19 protein-coding genes are annotated in these 23,198 nt (G+C 60.1%); 7 read left to right on the top strand and 12 right to left on the bottom strand.

What is annotated here, in order from left to right; genetic code table 11:
- Positions 1-39 precede the first annotated feature (39 nt).
- Positions 40-1,620, bottom strand: a complete 1,581-nt coding sequence (locus A6U98_RS19080; protein WP_064651995.1) for a peptide ABC transporter substrate-binding protein — start codon at positions 1,618-1,620, stop codon at positions 40-42.
- Between the two features lie 286 nt (positions 1,621-1,906).
- Between A6U98_RS19080 and A6U98_RS19075 the strand changes: the two genes are divergently transcribed.
- Positions 1,907-3,553: an alpha-glucosidase family protein gene (locus A6U98_RS19075; protein ID WP_064651994.1), complete on the top strand. Its 1,647-nt coding sequence runs from the start codon at positions 1,907-1,909 to the stop codon at positions 3,551-3,553.
- Between the two features lie 72 nt (positions 3,554-3,625).
- Here A6U98_RS19075 and ade read toward each other — a convergent pair whose 3' ends face one another.
- The 3 genes from ade to A6U98_RS37210 form a co-directional block, all read right to left on the bottom strand.
- Positions 3,626-5,323, bottom strand: coding sequence for an adenine deaminase (gene ade / locus A6U98_RS19070; protein ID WP_064651993.1), 1,698 nt, complete (start codon positions 5,321-5,323; stop codon positions 3,626-3,628).
- A gap of 529 nt (positions 5,324-5,852) precedes the next feature.
- Positions 5,853-6,956, bottom strand: coding sequence for a branched-chain amino acid ABC transporter substrate-binding protein (locus tag A6U98_RS19065; RefSeq protein ID WP_011653012.1), 1,104 nt, complete (start codon positions 6,954-6,956; stop codon positions 5,853-5,855).
- Positions 6,953-7,201, bottom strand: coding sequence for a hypothetical protein (locus A6U98_RS37210; protein WP_197496405.1), 249 nt, complete (start codon positions 7,199-7,201; stop codon positions 6,953-6,955). The genes A6U98_RS19065 and A6U98_RS37210 overlap by 4 nt, the downstream gene beginning before the upstream one ends.
- A gap of 233 nt (positions 7,202-7,434) precedes the next feature.
- Between A6U98_RS37210 and A6U98_RS19060 the strand changes: the two genes are divergently transcribed.
- Positions 7,435-8,349: an HD-GYP domain-containing protein gene (locus A6U98_RS19060; protein WP_064651992.1), complete on the top strand. Its 915-nt coding sequence runs from the start codon at positions 7,435-7,437 to the stop codon at positions 8,347-8,349.
- Between the two features lie 170 nt (positions 8,350-8,519).
- Here the strand turns inward: A6U98_RS19060 and A6U98_RS19055 are convergent, their stop codons facing one another.
- Positions 8,520-9,845 carry an aspartate aminotransferase family protein gene (locus A6U98_RS19055; RefSeq protein WP_018243099.1) on the bottom strand — a complete coding sequence of 442 codons (1,326 nt, stop codon included), beginning with the start codon at positions 9,843-9,845 and terminating at the stop codon, positions 8,520-8,522.
- A 291-nt stretch (positions 9,846-10,136) separates the two neighbouring features.
- Between A6U98_RS19055 and A6U98_RS19050 the strand changes: the two genes are divergently transcribed.
- On the top strand, positions 10,137-12,110 hold the full coding sequence (locus A6U98_RS19050) for a PhoX family phosphatase (RefSeq protein ID WP_064651991.1): 1,974 nt from the start codon (positions 10,137-10,139) through the stop codon (positions 12,108-12,110).
- Positions 12,111-12,368: 258 nt separating this feature from the next.
- Here A6U98_RS19050 and A6U98_RS19045 read toward each other — a convergent pair whose 3' ends face one another.
- From A6U98_RS19045 to A6U98_RS19025, 5 genes are all read right to left on the bottom strand, one after another.
- On the bottom strand, positions 12,369-12,686 hold the full coding sequence (locus A6U98_RS19045; protein WP_003541857.1) for a metalloregulator ArsR/SmtB family transcription factor: 318 nt from the start codon (positions 12,684-12,686) through the stop codon (positions 12,369-12,371).
- Positions 12,687-12,801: 115 nt separating this feature from the next.
- Positions 12,802-13,551 carry a pyridoxamine 5'-phosphate oxidase family protein gene (locus A6U98_RS19040; RefSeq protein ID WP_064651990.1) on the bottom strand — a complete coding sequence of 250 codons (750 nt, stop codon included), beginning with the start codon at positions 13,549-13,551 and terminating at the stop codon, positions 12,802-12,804.
- Positions 13,552-13,582: 31 nt separating this feature from the next.
- A complete protein-coding gene (gene choV, locus A6U98_RS19035; protein ID WP_064651989.1) occupies positions 13,583-14,635 on the bottom strand; it encodes a choline ABC transporter ATP-binding protein in 1,053 nt (350 codons plus the stop codon).
- The gene (gene choW / locus A6U98_RS19030) at positions 14,632-15,477 is read right to left on the bottom strand and encodes a choline ABC transporter permease subunit (RefSeq protein WP_064651988.1); all 846 of its coding nucleotides are present in this window, start codon (positions 15,475-15,477) and stop codon (positions 14,632-14,634) included. The genes choV and choW overlap by 4 nt, the downstream gene beginning before the upstream one ends.
- A gap of 72 nt (positions 15,478-15,549) precedes the next feature.
- Positions 15,550-16,506, bottom strand: coding sequence for a choline ABC transporter substrate-binding protein (locus tag A6U98_RS19025; protein WP_064651987.1), 957 nt, complete (start codon positions 16,504-16,506; stop codon positions 15,550-15,552).
- 235 nt (positions 16,507-16,741) lie between these two features.
- On the opposite strand from A6U98_RS19025, the gene A6U98_RS19020 reads away from it, so the two are divergent.
- From A6U98_RS19020 to A6U98_RS19010, 3 genes are all read left to right on the top strand, one after another.
- Positions 16,742-17,344, top strand: coding sequence for a thymidine kinase (locus A6U98_RS19020; protein ID WP_064651986.1), 603 nt, complete (start codon positions 16,742-16,744; stop codon positions 17,342-17,344).
- 76 nt (positions 17,345-17,420) lie between these two features.
- Positions 17,421-18,494, top strand: coding sequence for a hypothetical protein (locus A6U98_RS19015; protein ID WP_064651985.1), 1,074 nt, complete (start codon positions 17,421-17,423; stop codon positions 18,492-18,494).
- Between the two features lie 151 nt (positions 18,495-18,645).
- Entirely contained in the window at positions 18,646-19,776 is a 1,131-nt protein-coding gene (locus A6U98_RS19010) for a DUF2333 family protein (protein ID WP_064651984.1), read from the top strand.
- 11 nt (positions 19,777-19,787) lie between these two features.
- On the opposite strand, the gene A6U98_RS19005 is transcribed toward A6U98_RS19010, so the two are convergent.
- Positions 19,788-20,249, bottom strand: coding sequence for a PAS domain-containing protein (locus A6U98_RS19005; protein ID WP_064651983.1), 462 nt, complete (start codon positions 20,247-20,249; stop codon positions 19,788-19,790).
- A gap of 46 nt (positions 20,250-20,295) precedes the next feature.
- Entirely contained in the window at positions 20,296-21,021 is a 726-nt protein-coding gene (locus tag A6U98_RS19000) for a LuxR family transcriptional regulator (protein ID WP_064651982.1), read from the bottom strand.
- A gap of 459 nt (positions 21,022-21,480) precedes the next feature.
- On the opposite strand from A6U98_RS19000, the gene A6U98_RS18995 reads away from it, so the two are divergent.
- Positions 21,481-23,163: a hypothetical protein gene (locus tag A6U98_RS18995; RefSeq protein ID WP_064651981.1), complete on the top strand. Its 1,683-nt coding sequence runs from the start codon at positions 21,481-21,483 to the stop codon at positions 23,161-23,163.
- The last annotated feature ends 35 nt before the right edge of the window (positions 23,164-23,198 follow it).

Raw genomic sequence — 23,198 nt, 5'->3', positions numbered from 1 at the left:
CCGGTCCTTTCCGCAAAGCGCGGAAAGGACCGTTTTCCCTTACTCTTTCATCGACAGCCAGCGGGTGCGGTGGATGTCTTGGATGTTGTCGACGAAGCCTTCGATCTTCGGCGAAACGACATTCTTCGAGACATAGTAGTAGATCGGCAGAGCGGCGGATTCATCGAGCGCCAACTGCTCGGCCTTCTTGAAGATAGCGGCACGCTTGGTGAGATCCGTCTCGGCGTTGCCTTCCTTGATCATCTTGTCGTACTCGGGATTGGACCAGCGACCGTAGTTCATCTGGACGCCGGTGACGAGCAGGTTCAGGAAATTATCAGGGTCGTTGTAGTCGGCGAGCCAGCCGGCGCGGCCGATTTCGACCTGGCCACGCTGCATCTGGTCGTAATGCACCTTGGTTTCGGCATTGACGAGCTCGACATCGACGCCGAGCGGCTTCCACATGGAAGCGATCGCGACGGCGATGCGCTTGTGGTTGTCGTTGGTGTTGTAGCTGAGCACGGCGTGCAGCGGCTTGTCAGGGCCGAAACCGGCTTCGGTCAGCAGCTTCTTGGCTTCTGCGACCTTCTCGCCATAGGGCAGGTCCTTCCAGGTGACATAGGCCGGTTCGCCGTAATTTGCCGTGCCCGGCGGCACCCAGGAATAGGCCGGCAGTTCGCCGGTTCCGAGGATCTGCGGGCCGATTACTTCGCGGTTGATCGCCATGGAGAGAGCCTGGCGGACACGCTTGTCGCTGAAGGGCGGCTTCTGCGAATTGACGACGTAATAGTAGAGGCCGGAGAAGGGGGCGACATGCGCCTGGCCCGGCAGGTTCTTCTTCATCCACTCGTACTGGTCGGTCGGGAAGTCGGTGAGGATGTCGAACTCGCCGGCGCGGTAGCGCTTCAGCGCGGCTTCCTGATCCTCAAGCACGAAGAACTTTGCGCCGTCAATCTTCAGGTCCTTGGTGTCGTACCACTGGTCGTTCTTGACGGTGGTGACATGCGAGCCCGGAACCCATTCGACCGGCTTGTAAGGGCCGTTGGTGACGATGTTGCCGATCTTGACCCAATCCTGCCCCTTCGCCTCGACGACATGCTTCGGCAGCGGATAGGCTGTGTAATGCATCAGAGCATTGAGGAAATAGGGAGTGGAGTTTTCGAGGGTGATTTCGAGCGTCTTGTCGTCGATCGCCTTGACGCCGAGCTGGTTGAGATCGGTGATCTCGCCCTTGTTGATCTTTTCGGCATTCTTGATGGTGAACTGCAGGTAGGCATAATCGGCGGCATTCTTCGGGTCGACGAGGCGCTGGAAGGCGAAGACGAAGTCTCCTGCCGTTACCGGCTGGCCATCGGACCACTTGATGCCGTCGCGAAGCTTGAAGGTGTAGACTTTGCCGTCAGGCGAAATCGTCCAGCTTTCAGCCTGGCCGGGGATCGGATTATCCTTGGCGTCCTCGGTGACAAGGCCTTCGAAAATGTCACCGGCGATACGGTTTTCCCAGTCGCCGGAAAGCTTCTGCGGATCCAGCGACTGCGGGTCGCCACCATTGTGAATGTTGAGCGTGGCCGCATGGGCCGAAAACGCCAGCAATGTGCCAAGCATTGCAGAGGCGAGAAATTTTTTCGCGGAATGGTTCATGGTGGGTCCACCTTTCTAGGCTTTTCGCCTTTATTAGACATTTGTTCCCGGTGTTTGACCTCTTACGTGCAGGTCAGCGCGCACATTATCGCAAAGGCTTTGCGTTGCAACCCCAAATGCGGAGGATGGAAACGGGTTGTGGACAAGCCTATATACGTCTCCCCCTTGTCATATCGCGACGATGCGTCGCGGCCTTTCGCAACGCCTTCATAACCGCTTCACATGGTTGTCTTTTGTTTCGTCCGCTTTAGTGTGGCGAGCGCAAACGAGGCAGGAGATGTAGCCGATGGCATTGCAGGCAGGCGGGAGTGCGGACTGGTGGCGCGGTGCGGTGATCTATCAGGTCTATCCGCGCTCCTTTCAGGACACCAACAGCGACGGTCTCGGCGATCTCAGGGGAGTCACCCGTCGGCTGCCGCATATCGCCAGCCTCGGCGTCGATGCGATCTGGCTCTCGCCCTTTTTCAAGTCGCCGATGGCCGACATGGGCTACGACGTTTCCGACTATTGCGACGTAGACCCGATCTTCGGCACGCTCGCCGATTTCGACGAGATGATGGGCGAAGCGCACAAGCTCGGCATCAAGGTCGTCATCGACCAGGTGATCTCGCACACCTCCGACCGGCATCCCTGGTTCGTCGAGAGCCGGTCGAGCCGGACCAATCCCAAGGCGGATTGGTATGTCTGGGCCGACCCGAAGCCGGATGGTACGGCGCCGAACAACTGGCTGTCGATCTTCGGCGGGCCGGGCTGGGAATGGGATGGCGTGCGCCGGCAATATTACCAGCACAATTTCCTGACCTCGCAGCCGGACCTCAACTTCCACAGCAAGGCCGTGCAGGATGCGGTTCTCGAGACGGTGAAGTTCTGGCTCGACCGCGGCGTCGACGGCTTCCGCCTGGACACGGTCAACTATTATTTCTGCGACAAGCTGCTGAGAAGCAATCCTCCGCACGAGCCTGATGAGGATGACGCAGGCCTCGATGCGCCCGACAGCAATCCCTACGGTATGCAGAACCACCTCTACGACAAGACGCAGCCGGAAAATGTCGACTTCCTCAAGCGCTTCCGGGCATTGCTCGATCAGTACGAGGACCGCACGACCGTCGGCGAGGTCGGCGACGGGGCGCGTTCGCTGAAGACGGTTGGCGCCTATACGAGCGGCGGCGACAAGCTGCATATGTGCTACACATTCGATCTGCTCGGACCGGATTTCACCGCCGAGCATATTCGTGGTTGCGTCGAAGCCTTCCAGAAAGCGGTAACCGACGGCTGGGTCTGCTGGGCTTTTTCCAACCATGACGTCATGCGTCATGTCAGCCGCTTTGCGCAGACGGAAGAAGAGCGGGCTGTCATCGCCAAGCTGGCGATCTCGGTGCTGGCGGCGTTGCGCGGTTCGATCTGCCTCTACCAGGGCGAGGAACTCGGCCTGCCCGAGGCGGAACTGGCCTTCGAAGACCTGCGCGACCCCTACGGCATCCGCTTCTGGCCGGCCTTCAAGGGCCGCGATGGATGCCGCACGCCGATGCCCTGGGAAGCAGGCAAGGCGCATGCGGGCTTCACCTCCGCGGAAAAGAGCTGGCTGCCGGTGCCTTACGAGCAGGCAGCGCTTTCCGTAGATACGCAGGAGGCGAGCGAGAGCTCGGTGCTGCATCACTACCGCAGGACGCTCGAATTCCGGAAGAGCCACCCGGCGCTGATCAACGGCGGCATGACCTTCATCGGCACCAACCAGGATCTGCTCGCCTTCACTCGCGAAAAGAACGGTGAAAAACTGCTCTTCATTTTCAATCTGACGCGCAAACCGGCGGAATTCCGCCTGCCTGATGGCATGGTGCTCGGGGAAACGCTTGAGATGCCGGGCTTCGAGGCGGTGGCGGGCGCGGGATCGGTGAAGCTTGCGGCGCTCGATGGGTTTTGCGCGCGCGTTTGATGTTCGTGCTGCCATATCCATGAAGACGAGGGCCAAAGGTTGGCCCACTGCGGAGTCAGCCCTGGAATTGCATCACCCAATCAGCGCGAACTTGTCGACGTCCACCATGCCGCGGTCGGATATTTTCAGGTGCGGGATGACCGGCAGCGGCAGGAAGGCGAGCTGGAGGAAGGGTTCCTCCAGCGTGGCGCCTAGTGCCAAGGCGGCTTTGCGCAGATGATGGAGCGTATCGCGGACCGTCTCGTAGGGCTCGAGGCTCATCAGGCCGGCGATGGGCAGGGCGATTTCGCCGGTGACCTTGCCGTCTTCGACGACGACAAAGCCGCCCTTGATCTCGCCGAGGCGGTTTGCGGCACGCGCCATGTCGTCCTCGCTGACACCGACCACGCAGATATTGTGGCTGTCATGGCCGACGGTCGAGGCGATCGCACCCTTCTTCAGGCCGAAGCCTTGGACGAAGCCATTGGCATGGTTGCCATTCTTGCCGTGGCGCTCGATGACGGCGACCTTGATGATATCGTTGGCAAGATCGACCGTCGTCTCATTGCCCCTGACGGGCAGGCGATAACGGCGATGCTCGGTGATGATCTTGCCCGGCATGACGCCGATGACAGGCGTCTCGCCCTCGGCGACCGGCACGCCGAAATGGGCGGCGTTGACGGGCCGGGCCTTGACGCTGTCGAGGCCGATCGGGGCAACCGGTCTGCGCGAGGAAAACAGTGCATCGGTGACGCGGCGGCCGGCGGAAAAGACCATGTCGGCACGGCAGTTTTCCAGGCTGTCAAGAACCACCAGATCGGCGCGCCAGCCCGGCGCGACCAGGCCACGGTCTTTGAGGCCGAAGGCGCGGGCGGCCGAAATCGAGGCGGCGCGGTAGATCGCCAGGGGCTCGACGCCGCTTGCGATCGACGTGCGGATCATGTGATCGAGATGGCCCTGTTCGGCGATATCGAGCGGATTGCGGTCGTCGGTGCAAAGCGCGAGGAAGGGTGAAAGCCGCTCGGTGATAATGGGTATCAGCGCCGCGAGATCCTTGGAGACCGAACCCTCGCGCACGAGGATGTGCATGCCCTTGCGGATCTTTTCCAAGGCTTCGCCGGCGGTCGTGCATTCGTGCTCGGTGCGGATGCCGGCCGAGAGGTAACCGTTGAGGTCGTTGCCTGAGAGCAGTGGCGCGTGACCGTCGATATGGCCGCCCTGGAAGGCGTCGAGCTTGGCCATGCAGACGGGATCCTTGTGGATCACGCCGGGGAAATTCATGAATTCGGCAAGGCCGATGACCTTCGGATGGTGGCGGAAGGGCAGGAGGCGCTCGATCGGCAGATCGGCGCCGGAGGTTTCGAGATGCGTCGCCGGAACGCAGGAGGAGAGCTGGACACGGATGTCCATGATCGTCTCCAGCGCGGATTGGAGAAAGAATTCGATGCCGGCGGTTCCGAGCACATTGGCGATTTCGTGCGGATCGCAGATGGCGGTGGTGACACCATAGGGCAGAACGCAGCGATCGAATTCATGCGGTGTGACGAGCGAAGATTCGATGTGCAGATGCGTGTCGATGAAGCCGGGAACGACGATCCTGCCCGAGATATCGATCTCGGTTTCGCCCTCATAATTGCCTGAGGTGCCGACGATGCGATCGGCGCCGATCGCAATGTCCGACTGGACGAGTTCGCCGGTGACGAGATCGAAGAAGCAGCCGCCCTTCAGCACGATATCGGCCGGCACACGGCCAACGCCCTGATCGATGAGACGTTCGAGCTTCGTGGTCATGGATTGCTACCTCTTCGATTGTTTTTCTGCCGCTGGTGCCGAACGGATGCTGGAAACATTTGGATTGTATTTCCCGCTGCTTTTGCCTCGGTGGCAGCAGTGCTAGTGAAGCGAGAATACAGATGTCGTTTTCCAACTCAAGGTCATGATATGAAAGCAATTATTTCGGCAGCCTGCGCAGCGGTTTTTCTGTAGAGCGGCTGTGCGACGACAACCACAACTCAGAATTGGGCCAAATTCACAATCGACGAGCACGGAAGAGTTAGCGATGTCACCTTCGAGAAGTCATCTGGAAGCGACATTATGGACGCGAGCCTTAAGCGCGGTGTTATTTCTCGTTTCTACGAGGTAGTTCCTAAGCCTCTGCCCAACAGGACCTATCTTCAGCCGCTGGTTCTCGTTACGCCCACTACGCTGGAAGACTATATGCGTCAGGATGCGAAGACGGCCGACTGATGGGCCGTTCAGCCTCCGCAAATGCAAATCGGGCGCCGTAAAGCGCCCGATCCTGTTTCGGCGGACCCGTCGATTATTCGGCGGCGACGATCTTGCCGGCTTCCCACTTGTAGAGCGAGAAGCTCTGCGAGGTCAGGTCGCCGGTCTCGCCGTAGGTGACCTTGCCGATGGCGGTCGGGATCTCCTTGCCGTCCTTCAACGCGGTCGCGACGGCTTCCGCATCCTCGGCGCTGCCGGCCTTCTCGATGCCGGCTTTCAGCACTTCGACGGCGGCATAGGCGTTCAGCGTGAAGGCCTCGGCCGGGATGTTCTTGGCGGCGAGCGCATCGGCTGCGGCTTTGGAATCCGGGCTCTTGGTGGCGTCCGAAGCGTTGGTGAAGATCGTGCCTCCTGCCGCATCCGTGCCGATTGCCCAGAATTCGGTGTTGGAGAGTCCGTCGCCGCCGATGATCGTCGCGTTGGCGGCGAGGTCATGGAGCTGGCGGGCGAGTAGGCCGCCTTCCGGGTGGTAGCCGCCGAAATAGACCACGTCGACTTTCTCGGACTTGATGCGGGTGGTGAGCGCGCTGAAATCCTTGTCACCAGGCGTGATCGCGTCATTGACGACTTCGGTGATGCCGCCGGCGTTCAGCGTCGCCTTGAAGGCGTCGGCGAGGCCCTTGCCGTAGGCGCCTTTGTCGTTGACGATGGCGACGCGCTTGTCCTTGAAATTCTTCAGCACATATTTGGCGGCGACTTCGGCCTGCTGGTCGTCGCGGCCGCAGGTGCGCAGCACGTTGGTCAGACCGCGCTTGGTCAGGTCGGGGGCCGTCGCGGTCGGGGTGACCATCAACACGCCGTTTTCAGCAAGCACGTCCGAAACGGGAATGGCGACGCCCGATGTCACCGGGCCGACGACGAAGCGGATGCCGTCGCCGACGACCTTGTTGGCGGCGGAAACGCCCTGTTTCGGTTCGCCGGCATCATCGGCCAGTTCGAGGACGACCTTCTCGCCGAGAATTCCGCCTTTCTTGTTGATCTCGTCGACGGCGGTCTGCGCACCGTTCTTCACCTGGTCTCCATAGGCGGCGACGGGGCCGGTCAGCGGAGCGATCAGGCCGATGGTGATATCGGCATGGGCAAGCGGCGCAAAGGCGAGTGACGCGACGAGGGTCGCCGTCAATGTCTTGAGGGTCATTGTCTGTCTCCTTGGATGGGGTCATTCGACCCGCGATGAGGTGCCGCGCCGTATTCCGGATCGTTCAACGGCCCCAGGCCGTGCCAAGGACGATCGATATCGGCGCGATCAATGCGCCCTCCGGCCATATTTGGCTCGGACGGGTGCAACGGCAAGATTTCTAGGAATTTTGGTGAGATTTCGCAAGTTGATAACAAAATGAAACGAGAATCGAGCCGATTCGGCGCGAAATAATCCAAAATCATCGATCGTGACGCCGTCTGCAGATCTCTGGAGGATGCTGTACCCTCATCTGCGGGTGCTGATGAACCTGCCGAATTTCGCGAAACTCTTCGTCTTTCTGAATAGTCGAATTCCGTTTTGAGATTAACACTTGATTCTACCAATTAGAGTAGAATCATTGTTCGTGCATATATTGCTGCGATGCAAAAGAACGGTCGATAATAAACAGAGAGATATTTCAGGAACAGAGATCTTGATGCTCAAGCGTATCGAAGCCAGACAGGTGCGCAACGGAATGTTTGTGGAGGCGATCGAGGGTGTATGGCAGGATCCTCTTCTGTCCAAGCGAAGATTTCTGCTGCGCCGTGAAGTCGATGCCCTGAAGCTTCGCAAGAGCGGCATTGAAGGTGTTATCATCAACACCAGCAGAGGCCTCGACATCGACGGTCTGCCAGGCGGCAATATCGAGATCGACACCAAGGCGGCACGCGAGACCATCCAGAAATCCGTGCAGGTGCTGGAAAGCGTTTTCGGCCGTCTCCAGCATGGCGATGGGATCAGCTTCGATCAGGTGGCGCCGGTGATTTCCTCGGTCTCCAAGTCGATGGATGACAATCCGACTATTTTTCTGAGCGTTACGCGTCTGAAATCCAAGGACGAAGTGACGTTTCTGCATTCCCTTTCGGTGAGTGCGCTGATGATCCTTTTCGGCCGTCATCTCGGACTTGACGAGACGACCGTGCAGACGCTCGGCACAGCAGGATTGCTGCACGACGTCGGCAAGCTGGAAATTCCGCTCGAGATCCTCAACAAGGAAGGGCGCCTCGACGAGGACGAGATCAAGATGATCCGCGATCATCCGGAAAAGGGGCATGCAATCCTGTCACGCCAGGAAGGCATGCCGGAGATCGTTCTCGACGTCTGCCTGAACCATCATGAGCGTATCGACGGCAAGGGCTATCCCCGCAGGCTTTCCGAGACGCAGGTCAGCTTCCATGCGCGTCTTGCTGCGATTTGCGACGTCTATGACGCCATGACCTCCGTGCGGCCGTACAAGGCGCCATGGAGCGCCAGCCAAGCACTGAAATGGATGCTTGGCAACGAAGGGCAATTCGATCGACGGCTGCTGAAGAAATTTGCCCTCTGCCTTTCCGTCGCCGCCGTGACTTGAGGCCTATCGGTCTTCCCAACAAAAGGGCCTGCATGGATCTACAGCGCCGCGCGTCTTTTCAGACGCGCAAAGGACGCTGTAACACTTTGAATTGCTGCATCGATTCCGATTTAAGGAATTATGCAGGAGATTCGCCGCAGGCCGTGATGCCCGAAGTCTTCAGAGCTTTCTCAAATGTTGTTCTGCAGGATGGTCCGCAGCTTGCCGAAGAGCTCGTCGATGTGGTGCTTCTCGATGATCAGCGGCGGGGAGAGTGCGATGATATCGCCGGTGGTGCGGATGAGCAGGCCGCTTTCATAGGCTTTCAGGAAAGCGGTGAAGGCGCGTTTGGTGGGCTCGCCGGCGATCGGGTCGAGTTCGATCGCGCCGATCAGCCCTGTGTTCCTGATGTCGATGACATTGGGGCAGTCCTTCAGCGAATGCAGCGCGTCGGCCCAGTAATCGGAAAGCTCGGCGGCGCGTGTCAGCAGGCCCTCTTCCTTGTAAGTGTCGAGCGTGGCGAGCGCGGCGGCGGAGGCGATCGGGTTGCCGGAATAGGTGTAGCCGTGGAAGAACTCGATCATGTGTTCCGGGCCGTTCATGAAGGCATCATGAATCTCGGAGGTGACGAAGACGGCGCCCATCGGAATGACGCCGTTGGTCAGTCCCTTGGCGGCGGTGATCATGTCGGGCTTGACGTCGTAATATTGCGCGGCAAAGGGGGCGCCGAGGCGGCCGAAGCCGGTGATGACCTCGTCGAAGATCAGAAGGATGCCGTGTTTGGTGCAGATCTCGCGCAGCTTCTGCAGGTAGCCCTTCGGCGGGATCAGGACGCCGGTCGAGCCCGCCACCGGCTCGACGATGACGGCGGCGACGGTGGAGGCGTCATGCAGGGTGACGATGCGCTCGAGCTCGGTGGCGATGTCGCCGCCATGCTCGGGCTCGCCGCGGGTGAAGTTGTTCTTGCCGGGCTGGTGGGTGTGCGGCATGTGGTCGACGCCGGTCAGAAGCGTGCCGAACATCTTGCGGTTGGTGACGATGCCGCCGACGGAGATGCCGCCGAAATTGACGCCGTGATAGCCGCGCTCGCGACCGATCAGGCGGAAGCGTGATCCATTGCCCTTCACACGGTGATAGGCGAGCGCCACCTTGAGCGCGGTCTCGACGGATTCGGAACCGGAGTTGGTGTAGAGAACGTGGTTCAGGCCTTCAGGGGCAATGTCGACCAGGCGGTTCGCCAGTTCGAAGGCCTTGGGGTGGCCGAGCTGGAAGGCCGGCGCGTAATCGAGTTCGCCGGCCTGCTCGCGGATCGCCTCGGTGATCTTCGGGCGGCAGTGGCCGGCATTGACGCACCAGAGGCCAGCCGTGCCGTCCAGCACCTGACGACCGTCATGGGTCGTATAGTACATGTCCTTGGCGCCGACGAACAAACGCGGCTCCTTCTTGAACTGGCGATTTGCCGTAAACGGCATCCAGAAGGCGCGAAGATCGTTCGGTGCATTGAGGCGATTGGACATGCTGTTCTCCTGGCCGCCGACGGCCCTTTCCCGGGGCTTCACGCCCATATTTTTACTGCCCGGTCAAATTATCAGGGCTTCCCAAGGCGTCAACGGGAAAAGTCCCCAGAGCCCCTCCTGACAGGAGGCCGAACTTGCTTGGCTCGATCCGGAAATATCCAGGGTCAGGCACTGCAGGCTGGCCGTCATCAATCCTTTGCCTCGGCTTGTTACAAAAACCGATGGCTCGCAAGGCGCAATTGCATTTCACCAATTCACTGAAATCAAAAGATATTTCGATCGGAGATACTTATGTCTGACCGCCAGAAGACAAGGGCGCGCCCCACGCGGCGCCATGCATTCGCGCCAAGTTATGGCGCCATTCTCGAAGAGGGCGTTCGCCGCCGCAGCGTGCTCAAGGGCTTTCTCGCAGCGATGGGCGCTGCGGCACTTTCGCCGGCGCTTGGAACCGGTCATGCCGAGGCTGCCGGCTCCAGCCTGACATTTCCGGAACTCAAGCGCGTGCGTGATACCGCCGACCACTGGCCGGAGGGTTACGATCGCCAGATCCTGGCACGCTGGGGTGATGCACTGTTTGCCGACAGCCCCGAATTCGATATCGCGACGCTGGACGGCAAGGCGGCCGAGCGTCAGTTCGGCTACAACAATGACTTCACGCAGTTTCTGCCGCTGCCCTGGGGCGAGAAGAACTCTGACCATGGGCTCATGGTCGTCAGCCATGAATATGCAACGCCTTTCCTGATGTTTCCCGGCCTGACCGACGAAAACTATCGCGAGAAGCTGACGAACAATCAGATCCGCGCCATCATGGCCGCCCTCGGCGTCTCGATCTTCGAAGTGAAGAAGACGGACGGCAAATGGGCGATCGTCAAGGACGGCAAATATAATCGCCGCGTTCACATGAGCACTGAAATCGCCATCTCCGGTCCCGCAGCCGGCGACGACCGTCTGAAGACCAAGGCCGATCCGACCGGCACGGTCGTCTTCGGCACGATCTCGAACTGCAACGGCGGCATCACGCCCTGGGGCACGATGCTTTCAGGCGAGGAAGGCGCGATGGACGTCTTTTCCGGCGACTACAAGAAATTGCCGAACCAGGAGCTGGTCGAGCGCCAGGGCTGGGACGAGGACGAGAACGATATCTATTCCATCAGCCGCGTCGAGCCGCGCTTCAAGTTCGAGGAAGAGCCGAATGAATGGATGCGTTTCGACTGGGTGGTCGAGATCGACCCGTTCGATCCGACGGCAAAGCCGGTCAAGCGCACCTCGCTCGGCCGCATGACGCATGAAGGCGCCCAGTGTTGCGTCGCCCCTGACGGCCGCGTGGTGGTCTTCATGGGCGATGACGACGACTTCGAATATATCTACCGTTTCGTCACCCGCGATCCCTGGAACCCGAACGACCGCGCCGCCAACAAGGATCTGCTCGACCACGGCACCCTCGCGGTTGCCAAGTTCGAAAGCGACGGCACGATGCGTTGGATCCCGCTTATTGCTGGCGAGGGGCCACTGAGCGCCGAAGCCGGCTTCAAGAGCCAGGCCGACGTCGTGCTGGCGACGCGCGCCGCCGCCGATCTCGTCGGCGCCACACCGATGGACGGGCCGGAAGGCTTCATCCCGCATCTCGGCACCGGCAAGCTTTATGTCGCCATGACCGAGAACGAGGACCGGCTGCCCAAGGTTGAGGGCGGCGACGAGAAGGAGATGGTCAACATCGCCAATCCGCGCGGCCCCAACCCGCACGGTCACCTGCTGGAACTCGCAGCACCTGGCGGTCCCGAAAAGCCGGATTACGCAGCCGAGAGCTTCAAATGGGACGTCTTCATCCTCTGCGGCGATCCTGCCAAGGCTGAGGATCAGACGATGTTCCATCCGGCCACGACCTCGGCCGGCTGGTTCACAGACCCCGACAATCTAGCAGTCGATCCAGCCGGACGCCTCTGGGTTACCACCGACGGCCCGCCGCCGGAAGGCATTGCCGATTCCGTCTATGTGATGGATACCGAAGGCCCGGGCCGGGCATTGCCGAAGCTGTTCTATATTGCGCCCGTCGGCTCGGAAACCTGTTCGCCGACCTTCACTGCGGATGGCACCAGCGTCTTCCTCTCGGTCCAGCATCCGGGCGAATTGCGGATGGCCGATAACGAAGATGCGAGCTCGATGGAGGATGCCGGCACCAACTGGCCCGACTTCAAGCCCGGCATGCCCGCCCGCCCGGCGCTGGTGGTACTGAGCCGCGCCGATAACGGCGTGGTTGGCAGCTAAAGCATATCGCGCAAAAGTGTACAGTGGTTTTGCGAGAACGATATGCGAAGGCCTAAACCGCGAGGAGCGAATCTGAAAGATCGCGACGCGCTTTAGAGCATGTTGCGCAACCATGCAGGGCGGTTTTGAAAAGGCACGACCGGCAAATCGGAAGATTTGCCGGTCGCCATAAGGTTCAGGTGCTGAAATATCGTTGCCAAGCCTCCGGGAACATCCCCTTCAGCAGGACATCGGCCGACATTCATGTCAGCGCTATCATCAAGCGGCGGATCTATTTCTGTTCTGCACGAGGTAGATGTCTTCGAGCGTTGCCAGAATCTTCATGACCGGCTCGGAGGTGCTCGAATAATAGATGGTTTGTGCGTCCCGGCGGGTCTTGACCAGCTTTTGAGCGCGCAGCTTCGACAGGTGCTGTGAAAGAGCCGACTGGCTGAGCCCGACCTGCGTCGCAAGCACGCCGACGGCCACTTCGCCCTTCACGAGGCTACACAGGATCAGCAATCTCTTCGGATTGGCCATGGCCGATAATAAAGCTGCCGCCACGGTCGTGTGATCGGCCAAATCAGAGGTTTCCATATGTTATCTTCCTAATGCGAAACGTACATCAAGTGTATTGGCGCAGGCCGCCAGCCGGGATTTTGACTGACATCAAAAACTAGCAACTGAGCTCGAAGATTGTATATACCTAAATTTAAGGTATCGAGTATGCTATTTTAGATATGTTTGAACAAATGTGATCGGCATCCACAGCGAGGGTTTCGAACTCGTATCGCAGCAGAAAATCGCCGGAAATCATGTCGAAACCTGAGAGATCGATACCACAAATGCGCCAAGAGCCCGATTCCGGCGCCTTTAGCCTGGTAGCAAGGCTTTCCTCAACATCGGGATAGCGTTCTATTAAATCTCGCACTGTTTCCGCCGCCCCGGCGGCAATCTCCTCATTCGCGGCCGACTGGATTACGAGATCTTTCCCATCGAGTTGGTAGGCGCGGCCGAAGCCGCCATTGAGGCTGGCTGTTTCCGGCTTGAGACGAAAGAACAGGAAATCAGGAAAGTCGATATAAAGCTTCGCCTTGGTGTGGCGAGCGAGAAACCGCGTGCGGATGCGCTCGTAGAATGCATTGCTGCGCTCGACGGATTCTGCCACGCACTGGGTCGTCAGACGAGGATAGGCGAGGGGATCCCCCTTGCCGGGCTCGCCGGTCAGGAGCGAGGCGCGCGGGTCTCTGGCCAGCGCCCTGGTATGGGCCGACAGCTGCGAAACCAGGATGACCGGTGTGCCGTCGATATCGGTGGCGACCAGCACGCGGCTGGCGGAGGGAAAGCCGGTCTCAGGGTCGAGAACGGCAATCGCCGCGTGCCGGGCGGAGCGCAGAAGCACGCGGGCGAGCTTGCGGGCATCGTCGTCGGTTTCGCGTAAGGGCGAGGGCTGATCTTTCATATCCGCTTTGTGACAAAGCGGATGGAAAACATCAAGCGTCCTGCTTGCGGCGATGGCGGGTGAGACCGGCGACGATATCCTGAGCCGAGATGGTGCCGACGATCGCGCCGTTCTCGACGATGCCGATACTGCCCGGCTGGCGGGCAAGGGCATCGAGGATATCGATGAGCGGGGTCGCGGCGCGGGCTGTGGCGCTGACGCTCATGCCGGCGGCAGTCTGGCCGAGGCCCGGCTGCATGACGTCGGCTGCCGTCAGCATATTGATCGGATTGAGGTTCTGCACGAAATCGGCGACATACTGGTCTGCGGGGTTCTTGACGATATCGTGCGGCGTCCCGCACTGGATGATGCGGCCGCTTTCCATGATGGCAATGCGATTGCCGATGCGGAAGGCCTCGTCGAGATCGTGGCTGACGAAGAGGATGGTCTTCTTCAGCCGCCGCTGGAATTCCAGGAGCTCATCCTGCAGGCGGGTGCGGATCAATGGGTCGAGCGCCGAGAAAGGCTCGTCCATGAGCAGGATCGGGGCGCCGGTGGCAAAGGCGCGGGCGAGCCCGACACGCTGCTGCATGCCGCCGGAAAGCTCGTTGACTTTGCGGCCTGCCCATTTCGTCAAGTTGACGAGTTCAAGCTGTTCGCCGACGCGGAGCTTGCGTTCGGCTTCCGGCATGCCGGCGAGCTCGAGACCGAAGCCGACATTGTCGGCGACTGTGCGCCAGGGCAGGAGGGCGAATTGCTGGAACACCATGGAGACTGTGTGGGTGCGCAGGTCGCGTAGCGCCTTGGCATTGCATCTATAGGGGTTGACGGGGCCGGTGGCCGCCGAGACCGCGACATCGCCACGCACCACGGGAGCGAGCCCGTTGACGGCGCGCAGCAGCGTCGACTTGCCGGAGCCGGAAAGACCCATCAGCACCAGGATCTCGCCTTCCTCGATCGTCAGCGAGGCGTTGGCCACACCGAGCACCAGACCGGTGGCGGCGCCGATCTCGTCGCGCGATTTGCCCTGGTCGACCATGGCAAGCGCGGTTTCCGGCCGATCGCCGAAAACGATGCTGACATTGTTAAAGCTTACCGCGGTCATGCAGCGCCTCCTTCACCCGTGGTGCGGAACATCCGGTCGAGAATGATTGCCAGGATGACGATGCAGAAGCCCGCCTCGAAGCCCTTGGCGATATTGACGGTGTTCAGCGCACGGACGACGGGCACGCCAAGCCCGGGAGCGCCGACAAGGGCGGCGATGACGACCATCGACAGCGACAGCATGATGGTCTGGGTGAGACCCGCCATGATCTGCGGCGTGGCGTAGGGAAGCTCGATCTTGCGCAGCACCTGTATCGGTGTCGCGCCGAAAGCGACGGCGGCTTCGACGAGGGACGGCGGCGTCGAGATGATGCCGAGGCGCGTCAGCCGGATCGGCGCGGGGATTGCGAAAATGACGGTCGCGATCAGGCCCGGCACCATGCCGAGGCCGAACAGGATGAGCGCCGGGATCAGATAGACGAATGTCGGTATGGTCTGCATGAGATCGAGCACCGGGCGCATGGCGGCATAGACCCAAGGGCGGCGGGCGGCGGCAATGCCGAGCGGAATACCGATTACCATACAGACGAAGGTGGCGGCGAGCACAAGAGCGAGCGTCTCCGTCGTTTCCTTCCAATAGTCCTGGTTCACGATCAGCAGCAGCCCGAGACAGGTGAAGACGGCGACCGCGATCGACCGGCGCAGCCAAAAGGCGATGGCGGTGATGGCAGCGATGACGATCAGCGGATGAGGCTTCTGCAGCACGAAGAGCAGGCCGTCTATGGCGCTCGACAGCAGGAAGGCGACCTGGTTGAAGAACCATTCGCCGTTCGAGGTCAGCCAATCCACGAAGGATTTGGCCCAGGGGCCAACGGGAATCTTAAATTCGGTGATCCAATTCAAGGGCGCGCCTATCCAGAAAAACAACAATCGGACAAAAATGAAACGGGGCGGCGAGCCGCCCCGTTCATATCATCAAAGGCCGAGCCCGGTCTTGGCGGCCGCGAGGGCTTCGCCGCTGCCGTCGCGGGTCTTGACGCCCGCAAGCCAGGGCTCGAGCGCTGCGGGGTTCGCCTTCAGCCATTCGGAAGCCGCAGCTTCCGGTTCCTTCCCGTCGTTGAGGATCTTGCCCATGATCTGGTTCTCCATGTCGAGGGAGAACTTCAAGTTCTTCAACATCATGCCGACATTCGGGCATTCGTCGAGATAACCGGCACGCACGTTGGTGAAGACCTTGGCACCGCCGAAGTCAGGACCGAAGACCTTGTCGCCGCCTGTGAGGTAGGTCAGCTTGAAGTTGGTGTTCATCGGATGGGGTTCCCAGCCGAGGAAAACAACGGGCTTGCCCGATTTATCGGCACGGGCGACCTGGGCGAGCATGCCCTGTTCGGAGGATTCGACGACTTCCATATCCTTCAGGTCGAACTCGTTCTTCTCGATCATGTCCATGACGAGGCGGTTGCCGTCATTGCCGGGCTCGATGCCGTAGATCTTGCCGTCGAGATCGTCCTTGTGAGCGGCGATATCCTTGAAGTCCTTGATGCCGAGTTCTGCACCCTTGGCGTTGGTTGCGAGCGTGTACTTGGCGCCGACGAGGTTCGGGCCGAAGGATTCGACCGACTTGTCATCGAGATAGGGACGGACGTCCTTCTCCTGCGTCTCCATCCAGTTGCCGAGGAAGACATCGATGTCCTTGTTCTTCAGCGAGGTATAGGTGACCGGCACCGAGAGAACCTTGACGTCGGTCTGGTAGCCGATGCTCTTCAGGATGACGGATGCGGTGGCGGTGGTGGCGGTGATATCCGTCCAGCCGACGTCCGAGAAATGAACGGTGGAGCAGCTGTCGGGATCGGCAGCGAAGGCGGCGGTCGCAACGGAGAGGGCGGCGACGGCAGTTGCGGTAACGAATTTGAACGTGCTTGTTGTTTTCATTTTAGACTCCCAGTCTTTAAGTTCCCAAGCCAACCATCAATAACCGAGTTTGACAAGCGACCTCAGTGCGTTTGCGCCGTATCGACCCATGCGATTGCGACGTCGGCGGATTTTTTCGCAATGCCTTGTTTTCGGGGCTTTCGGCGGTTTTCGAGCCGGATTCCTGTGATTATCGCTCTCTCAGGGCTTTTCTTTGCCATTCCAGCTTTCAATAAGCCGATCAAGGAGAAATCGGATGGCAAAACTCTATTTCAACTACTCGACGATGAACGCCGGCAAGTCGACGATGCTGCTGCAGGCCTCCTATAATTACCAGGAGCGCGGCATGCGCACGGTGCAACTGATCGCCGCCTTCGACGAGCGCGCGGGCCGAGGCGTCATCGGCTCGCGGATCGGCTTGGAGGCGAGCGCCATTCCCTTCGAGCCGCATGAGGATCTGTTCCGGTTGGTCGCGACGCTGAGCGGCCAAGGGGCGCCGATTTCCTGCATCTTCGTCGACGAGGCGCATTTTATGACACCCGTCCATGTCTGGCAGCTTGCTCGCGTCGTCGACAGGCTCGGCATCCCTGTGATGGTTTACGGGCTGAGAACCGATTTCCAGGGCAAGCTGTTTCCGGCCTCGCAGGAACTGCTGGCGATCGCTGACGAAATGCGCGAGGTGCGCACGATCTGCCATTGCGGGCGCAAGGCGACGATGGTTGTGCGGCTCGACGCGGAAGGAAAGGTGTTGCACGAAGGCGCGCAGATCGATGTCGGCGGCAATGAGAAATATGTCTCGCTCTGCCGCAGGCACTGGGATGACGCGATGAACGGTGCCTGGATCGCCGAGCCGGTCTAAGGTCGGCGACGCTGCCTGTTTTCTTTGGCGCCGCAAGCGACTAGCTTGGGGGCAGGAGATTCCCTGGAGAGGCTTGGTGCGCAAACCCCCGCCATTCGACAGCCAGTATGAAGCCGCAGGCAGCCTTGTCGAAAGGATTGCGGCCGAGGGAGCCTATTGCGTGGCCGCTATCGGCGCCTTCAGCGGCGACGAAACACGATCGGCCGACGAGGTCTTCCTCGAGCAGAATGCCCGCTTCCAGGCCCATATCGCCGATGCTGCGGGGCTCGACGCCCAACTGGCCGAGCTGGTCTTTTCCCTCGACCGGCTGACGGCCGAGGTCTCAGCCGATCTCGACAGTTTCCGGGGGTTGACGCTGCGCGAGAAGATGGCCGGCTGGGTGTCGCGCCAAAGGATGTGGCGCATGTATACCGAACGCGTGCGTGAGGCGCCCGTCATCGAGCGGCTGCTCGACCTTTTGACGAAATCGGACGCGCTCGCGGGGCTGATCGCCGGCCAGCGCGCCGCGATCACCGAACGGCACAAGGCCGCCGAACTCAGCCTTGTCGATATCGTCGAGCAGCGGCGCCGGCTAGTCGTTTCCATCGATATCGCCCGCCTCAAGATGAAGGAACTCAATGCCAAGGCGCTGACGACGCAAGGCCGTATCGGCGTCTATGGGAACAGGGCGCATTGGGAGCAGATGGAGGCGGAGCGGCGGGCGCTGAAGGCGGAGGCCGAGCGGATTTCCGCCGGGGAGCATGAGATGCGCGACGACAGCCAGCGGCGCGAGCGCTTCATCGGTCTGTTCCAGGCCTTCGTCGATTCGTTGAACGGCCGGATCGCCGCCTGCAACGCGCTGCTGCGCAAGCTGTTGATCGACGTGGAGGAGCGCCTGATCATCTACCAGGCGCAGGTCGATACCGACCGGCCGGGCATGAAGGTGAGGATCAAGCCGGAGCTCTTTCCCGATATCGCCGCACCGATCAGGTTGTTCGAGAAAGGCATGCTGGTCGCCCAGGATCTGGAGCGGCGCAAGAGCCGCGCCGATCTCGAATTCGCCAGAAGGTTTCCGACCTATGCCGAACCGCCGCCGGAAACATCGGGAGCGCCTCTGATCGACACGGCCCGCAGGTCTTTTCGTTTCAGCCTGCCTTTCCTGCGCTCCTGACCAGCAAGGGCGCGGGCAGTATCCCTCTTGCGCAATGCTTTCATTCCGTAAAAACGAAGGGCTCGTGTTGTGCTCGGCCCATCGAGCGCATATGTGGGATGCAGCGGGGCGGCAATGTCCCGATGTTCGCCTCGCCTGACAGGAGACGACAATGCTTGACCGGATAGCCGGTTTTTTCAGGCTGATCGGCCAGATGATCGGCCGCTGGGCCCGCCTGTTTTCCGCCTGGGCCTTCTGGCCCTTTCTTGCCGCGCACGGCTGGTATCAGCGCCGGAGCTGGATGATCCGGCTGCCGGTCATCGCTTTCGTGGCGCTGCTGGTCGCCCTCTACGGTTATTTCTTCTTGCAGACGCAGGTCTGGACGAATTTCAACCCCGCCTTCGTCGATCAGTACCGGCTTTCCGAACGCAAGGTTGCCGCCGGGCAAGAAGTGCCGGCCGCCGAGGGCGCCAATACGACGGGGCCGAAGACCTGCCAACGCTCGGCGATCGTCGACGTAGCGGCCGATCTGACCGATTTCAACGTCAACCAGAACGCATGGATCTCCTCCATGCTGCTCTACAAGATGGGCTTCTTCGGCATCGACTGGGATCACACGCCTTTCCTCGACAACAAGGCGTCCTTCCAGCGCGGCGTCAACCAGGCGGTCCGGCGGACTTCGGCGGAGCTTGTCGATACGCTTGGGCGGGTGCGCGGCACGTCGGGCATCAACAACGATCTGCAGAGCGCGCGCGGCAATCTGCAGTTCGACGAAAACAGCTGGTATTTTGGGCTCAATCCCTTCGGGCCGAAGACGCCGACTCCTTCCTATTACCGCTCGGCGATCGGCAGTCTGCGCAAGTTCAACACCGATCTCGCCCTCTGCAACGTCATTTTCGACGGCCGCGCCGACAATCTGATGCAGTTCATCGATCGCATCGCCAACGATCTCGGCGGCACCTCCGACATGCTCGCCGAACGCTCGGAAAACCACAATCGCGGCTGGTTCGATACGCGCGCCGACGACCGGTTCTGGTTCGCTTACGGCCAGCTCTACGGCTATTATGCGATCATGGCGGCCGCCCAGGCGGATTTCTCGCAGGTGCTGGCGGAACGCAATCTCGGAGCGATCTGGGGCGGGACCATGCGGCAGTTCCAGTCGGCGCTGCGCATCCAGCCGGCGATCATCTCGAACGGGCGCGAAGACGGCTGGATCATGCCGAGCCATCTCGCCACCATGGGCTTCTATATTCTGAGGGTGCGCTCGAACCTCGTCGAGGTTCGCTCGGTGCTTGACCGCTAAAACGTCTGGAGTCAGCGGGGTTTCGTGTTGTCCTCGAAGCCGACGACGCGCAGTTTCTCGACGAATTCATAGGTGATGCCGACAATGCCGCGGCCGCTTCCATCGTTTCGAAAGCGGCCGACGCTACGCACCAGCTTGTAGCCGCCAAGCCGGTTGTCGACGCGATAAACGAAGTGGAAGCCGACGCCGTGAAGGCTCGCCTCTTCGAAGGTTTGGGCGATCAGGCCGCGGTCCTCCTCGTGGATGCGCGACATCAGCTCTGTCAGGTTGACAGGGCCGTCGCTGTAGGAGAGGCCGAAGATCGCGTGGACATCCTCGCTGGCAAAGAAATGTCCTGTCTCGATGTCGATGCGCCAGAAACCGAAAAGACGATAGGCAGCAAGCATCTGGACAACTTCCGCATCGGTGATGCCGATGTGGGCGCGGGATTGTTCCGTCTTGTCAATAACGGGCTGTTCGAAATGAAGAGGCACGATTCCCCCAGATCACGGGACGACGTGCCGACTCTCTTCTGATTCCTCAGTTGATCAGCTTCAATCGAATTGCCTTAGCTACCAACTGGGTCCGGTTGACGCAATCGAGTTTTTTGATCGCGTTCGTCATATAGGCGTTCACCGTATGATCCGAGAGCGTGAGGATCTGACCGATTTCGATCGAGGTCTTGCCCTGGGCAGTCCAGCGCACAACCTCTAGTTCCCGAGTCGACAGCGCGTTATGCGCGCTTTCCTCGTTGCGTTTGACTGCATTGTATGCATCGAGTGCATGGAGAATGATCATCGCCATCTCGTTGATTTCGCTCTGGCCGAGTGCGGCGCGCTCGCCGCAGAACCAAAAGATCAGACGCTGGCCGTCGGCCGCAATGGTCGGCATGGCAACGCCTGCCGGTATGGCATGGCGCAGCATCAGAGCACGAAGTTCGGCGGGAAAGGCCTGACCATTGGAGGCGTCGTTGAGGTGCCAGGCGGGCGGCACGGCAGACGCTCTTAACCTTACGCCGAAAGGGCAGCCGCGCATCATGTGGGCACGGTCGAAATCCCTGACATAGGCGGCCGGAAGCGAGCTCTCGATCAGCAGGGGTTTCAAGAGAAGGTCTTCCGGGGAGGGGGCGTGCATCAGCGTCGCATGCGACAATCCGAAGGCTGTAGAGACCCTGCCAAGCGCCTGTGCAAACAGGCCGCGCGTTCGTGCGGTCGAAAGTTCTGCCGAAAGCAATGACTGTCTTTCAGAGGTGGTCATGTAAGACATTTGTACGCCCCCGGCAGCCCCAATGTTACCGCTATCAAATACAGAAAATCGGCGGGATGCTAGCCCCAATTGACCTAGCGCAAGCCGATTCATTCGAATTGTGAAAAATTGGCCACGGTAGCTCGCGCTTCGGTTGAGTTTCGACTTGCAAAAATAGCGTTGCGGTATCCTTGAGTTCTTTCATGGCGGCACAGCAATGGTTTCGCGCAGCCGGGCAAGCAGAGAATCACTTGGGAGGTTTTCGGGGGAGAACTCCGGTCTCTCCGGCACGGGCGCAAAGGCGGCGGACCGATCTGCCTGCAGCGCTTGGCGCTGGAGCAGGTGAACTGCGTGAACGCGGCCGCAGCGGATCGCTGTTTCAGCCCGATTGCGATGAGAATAGCAGGCGGCGAAATCCGACTTGCTGGCAGTCAAGCCAATTGCTAAGCCTACGCTCAGTACAACTGAGGCAATTTAATCGTGCGCTTTGCAATTTCCTTTTTGGTGAAGTGTCTATTTTCCAGATTATTACTTGTTTTTCTCCTTTTGACCTTGCCGATCGGCGCGGCAACCTCGCAGGCCGCCGGGGAGAAGAAGGCAGCGCATCCCCCGATGAGTTTCATCCTCGTGCGTAGTCTCCTCTGCCAGGAAAACTGTCCGGAATGGATATCGGCGGAGGGGCGCATAACCTCCGATACGCCCGCGCGACTGAGAAAAATACTCAAGAAGATCGGTGGCCGTAAATTGCCTGTCGTTTTCCGTTCGGAAGGCGGCGACGTCGATGCCGCCTATGCGATGGGCCGGATGATCCGTAAGGCCGGGCTGGAAACGGCGGTAGGCGGCACGCGGCTGCAGGGATGCCCCGTTGGGGATACGCGCTGTCAAGCCGCTGTTGCCAAGGACGGCACCGCGGTCGGTGACACCTATTCGGCCGGCGCTTATTGCTTTTCTGCCTGTCCGCTGGCCCTCGCCGGCGGTACGTCGCGTGTCGCATCGCAATGGGCCTTTATCGGAGTCCACCAGATCACGACCGTCTACAACAAGGTGCGTGTTTCCTATCGCATCGAATACAAGATCGTGAATGGGAAGAAGAAGGAAATCTCCCGCAAGGAGGTCGGACGCAAGGTGGCGGGGCAGGGCAGTTCCACCAAACTTGGAAAGAAGGCTACCGCTGCTTTGACCGCCTATTTGAAGGAAATGGGCGTCAGCGAAGATGTGATCGGTCTGATGATGAGCGCCACGCCTGACAACATCAATATCGTACCGGCTGCAGAGGCACTTCGAACAGGTCTCATCACGGAGATGTTGTCCTACAATGAGTGGCCCGGCATGCCGCTCTGCGCCCCAGATGCAGTGGCCGAGGCTGTCTGTCACAGCCATCCGGTGGCCGAAGCCCTTGTGCTGGCCAAGACGCCTGTATCTCGAGCGCCCGTGCAGGATGCGGCCGCAGAGACAAGCGAGAAACTGCCGAAAACCCAGCCGATGGACTTCGTCCTGATGTCCAATGGCAACTGCCGGGAAGAGTGCACGCAGTGGATTTCTGCGGATGGAGATATCACGCCGGATACGCCGGCTCAGCTGAAGGCGATGTTGACGACGCTCGGCGAAAGAAAGTTGCCGATCGTCCTTCAATCTAATGGCGGGGACATGGATGCGGCTTTCGCGATGGGGCGGATGATCCGTGCTGCAGGTCTGGAGACCTCGATTGGCAGAACGCAGTTGCCGAATTGTCCAAAGCTGGATCCGCGTTGCAAAGCCAGCATCGCCAAAAGCGGACCGACCGAGGGCGAAGTCTTTGCCGGCCGTGCGTACTGCCTTTCGAGCTGTACTCTTGTCCTGATGAGCGGAACGCCCCGGATTGTCGGATATTCCTCGATCGGTCTCGTCAGGCCCACGACGGCTGAATATACGAGATTTTCCGCCTATTTCGACGAGATGGGCGTCAATTCCGAGACATACGAGACGATGATGCCCGCCACATCAACTGAGCGAGGGAGGATCATAGTTCCTTCTCAGGCGCTCGCGCTTGGCATCATCAATGGTATCATCCCTTATGATGAAGAGCCCGGCTTGCACGTCTGTGGGCCAGAGGCGAAGGAAAGCCTTCGATGCCCGAAAAAAGCTGAGGCAGAGATCGTTCCTGTTGCTGCTTCGGTCAATTGATCTCAGGACGTGAGAGAGGATAGCTCGACGTTTTG

This window comes from Rhizobium sp. WYCCWR10014, from assembly GCF_001657485.1.
Classification (GTDB): Bacteria; Pseudomonadota; Alphaproteobacteria; order Rhizobiales; family Rhizobiaceae; genus Rhizobium.
This window is presented reverse-complemented; position numbering and strand designations above follow the sequence as displayed.

Coding starts and splice junctions, on each gene's coding strand:
- choV (WP_064651989.1), bottom strand. CDS start 14,635: ATGACCGCGGTAAGCTTTAACAATGTCAGCATCGTTTTCGGCGATCGG.
- A6U98_RS19040 (WP_064651990.1), bottom strand. CDS start 13,551: ATGAAAGATCAGCCCTCGCCCTTACGCGAAACCGACGACGATGCCCGC.
- A6U98_RS19020 (WP_064651986.1), top strand. CDS start 16,742: ATGGCAAAACTCTATTTCAACTACTCGACGATGAACGCCGGCAAGTCG.
- ade (WP_064651993.1), bottom strand. CDS start 5,323: ATGACCACGAAGCTCGAACGTCTCATCGATCAGGGCGTTGGCCGTGTG.
- A6U98_RS19055 (WP_018243099.1), bottom strand. CDS start 9,845: ATGTCCAATCGCCTCAATGCACCGAACGATCTTCGCGCCTTCTGGATG.
- A6U98_RS19080 (WP_064651995.1), bottom strand. CDS start 1,620: ATGAACCATTCCGCGAAAAAATTTCTCGCCTCTGCAATGCTTGGCACA.
- A6U98_RS19000 (WP_064651982.1), bottom strand. CDS start 21,021: ATGTCTTACATGACCACCTCTGAAAGACAGTCATTGCTTTCGGCAGAA.
- A6U98_RS19045 (WP_003541857.1), bottom strand. CDS start 12,686: ATGGAAACCTCTGATTTGGCCGATCACACGACCGTGGCGGCAGCTTTA.
- A6U98_RS19010 (WP_064651984.1), top strand. CDS start 18,646: ATGCTTGACCGGATAGCCGGTTTTTTCAGGCTGATCGGCCAGATGATC.
- A6U98_RS37210 (WP_197496405.1), bottom strand. CDS start 7,201: ATGATTTTGGATTATTTCGCGCCGAATCGGCTCGATTCTCGTTTCATT.
- A6U98_RS19065 (WP_011653012.1), bottom strand. CDS start 6,956: ATGACCCTCAAGACATTGACGGCGACCCTCGTCGCGTCACTCGCCTTT.
- A6U98_RS19060 (WP_064651992.1), top strand. CDS start 7,435: ATGCTCAAGCGTATCGAAGCCAGACAGGTGCGCAACGGAATGTTTGTG.
- A6U98_RS19025 (WP_064651987.1), bottom strand. CDS start 16,506: ATGAAAACAACAAGCACGTTCAAATTCGTTACCGCAACTGCCGTCGCC.
- A6U98_RS19075 (WP_064651994.1), top strand. CDS start 1,907: ATGGCATTGCAGGCAGGCGGGAGTGCGGACTGGTGGCGCGGTGCGGTG.
- A6U98_RS19050 (WP_064651991.1), top strand. CDS start 10,137: ATGTCTGACCGCCAGAAGACAAGGGCGCGCCCCACGCGGCGCCATGCA.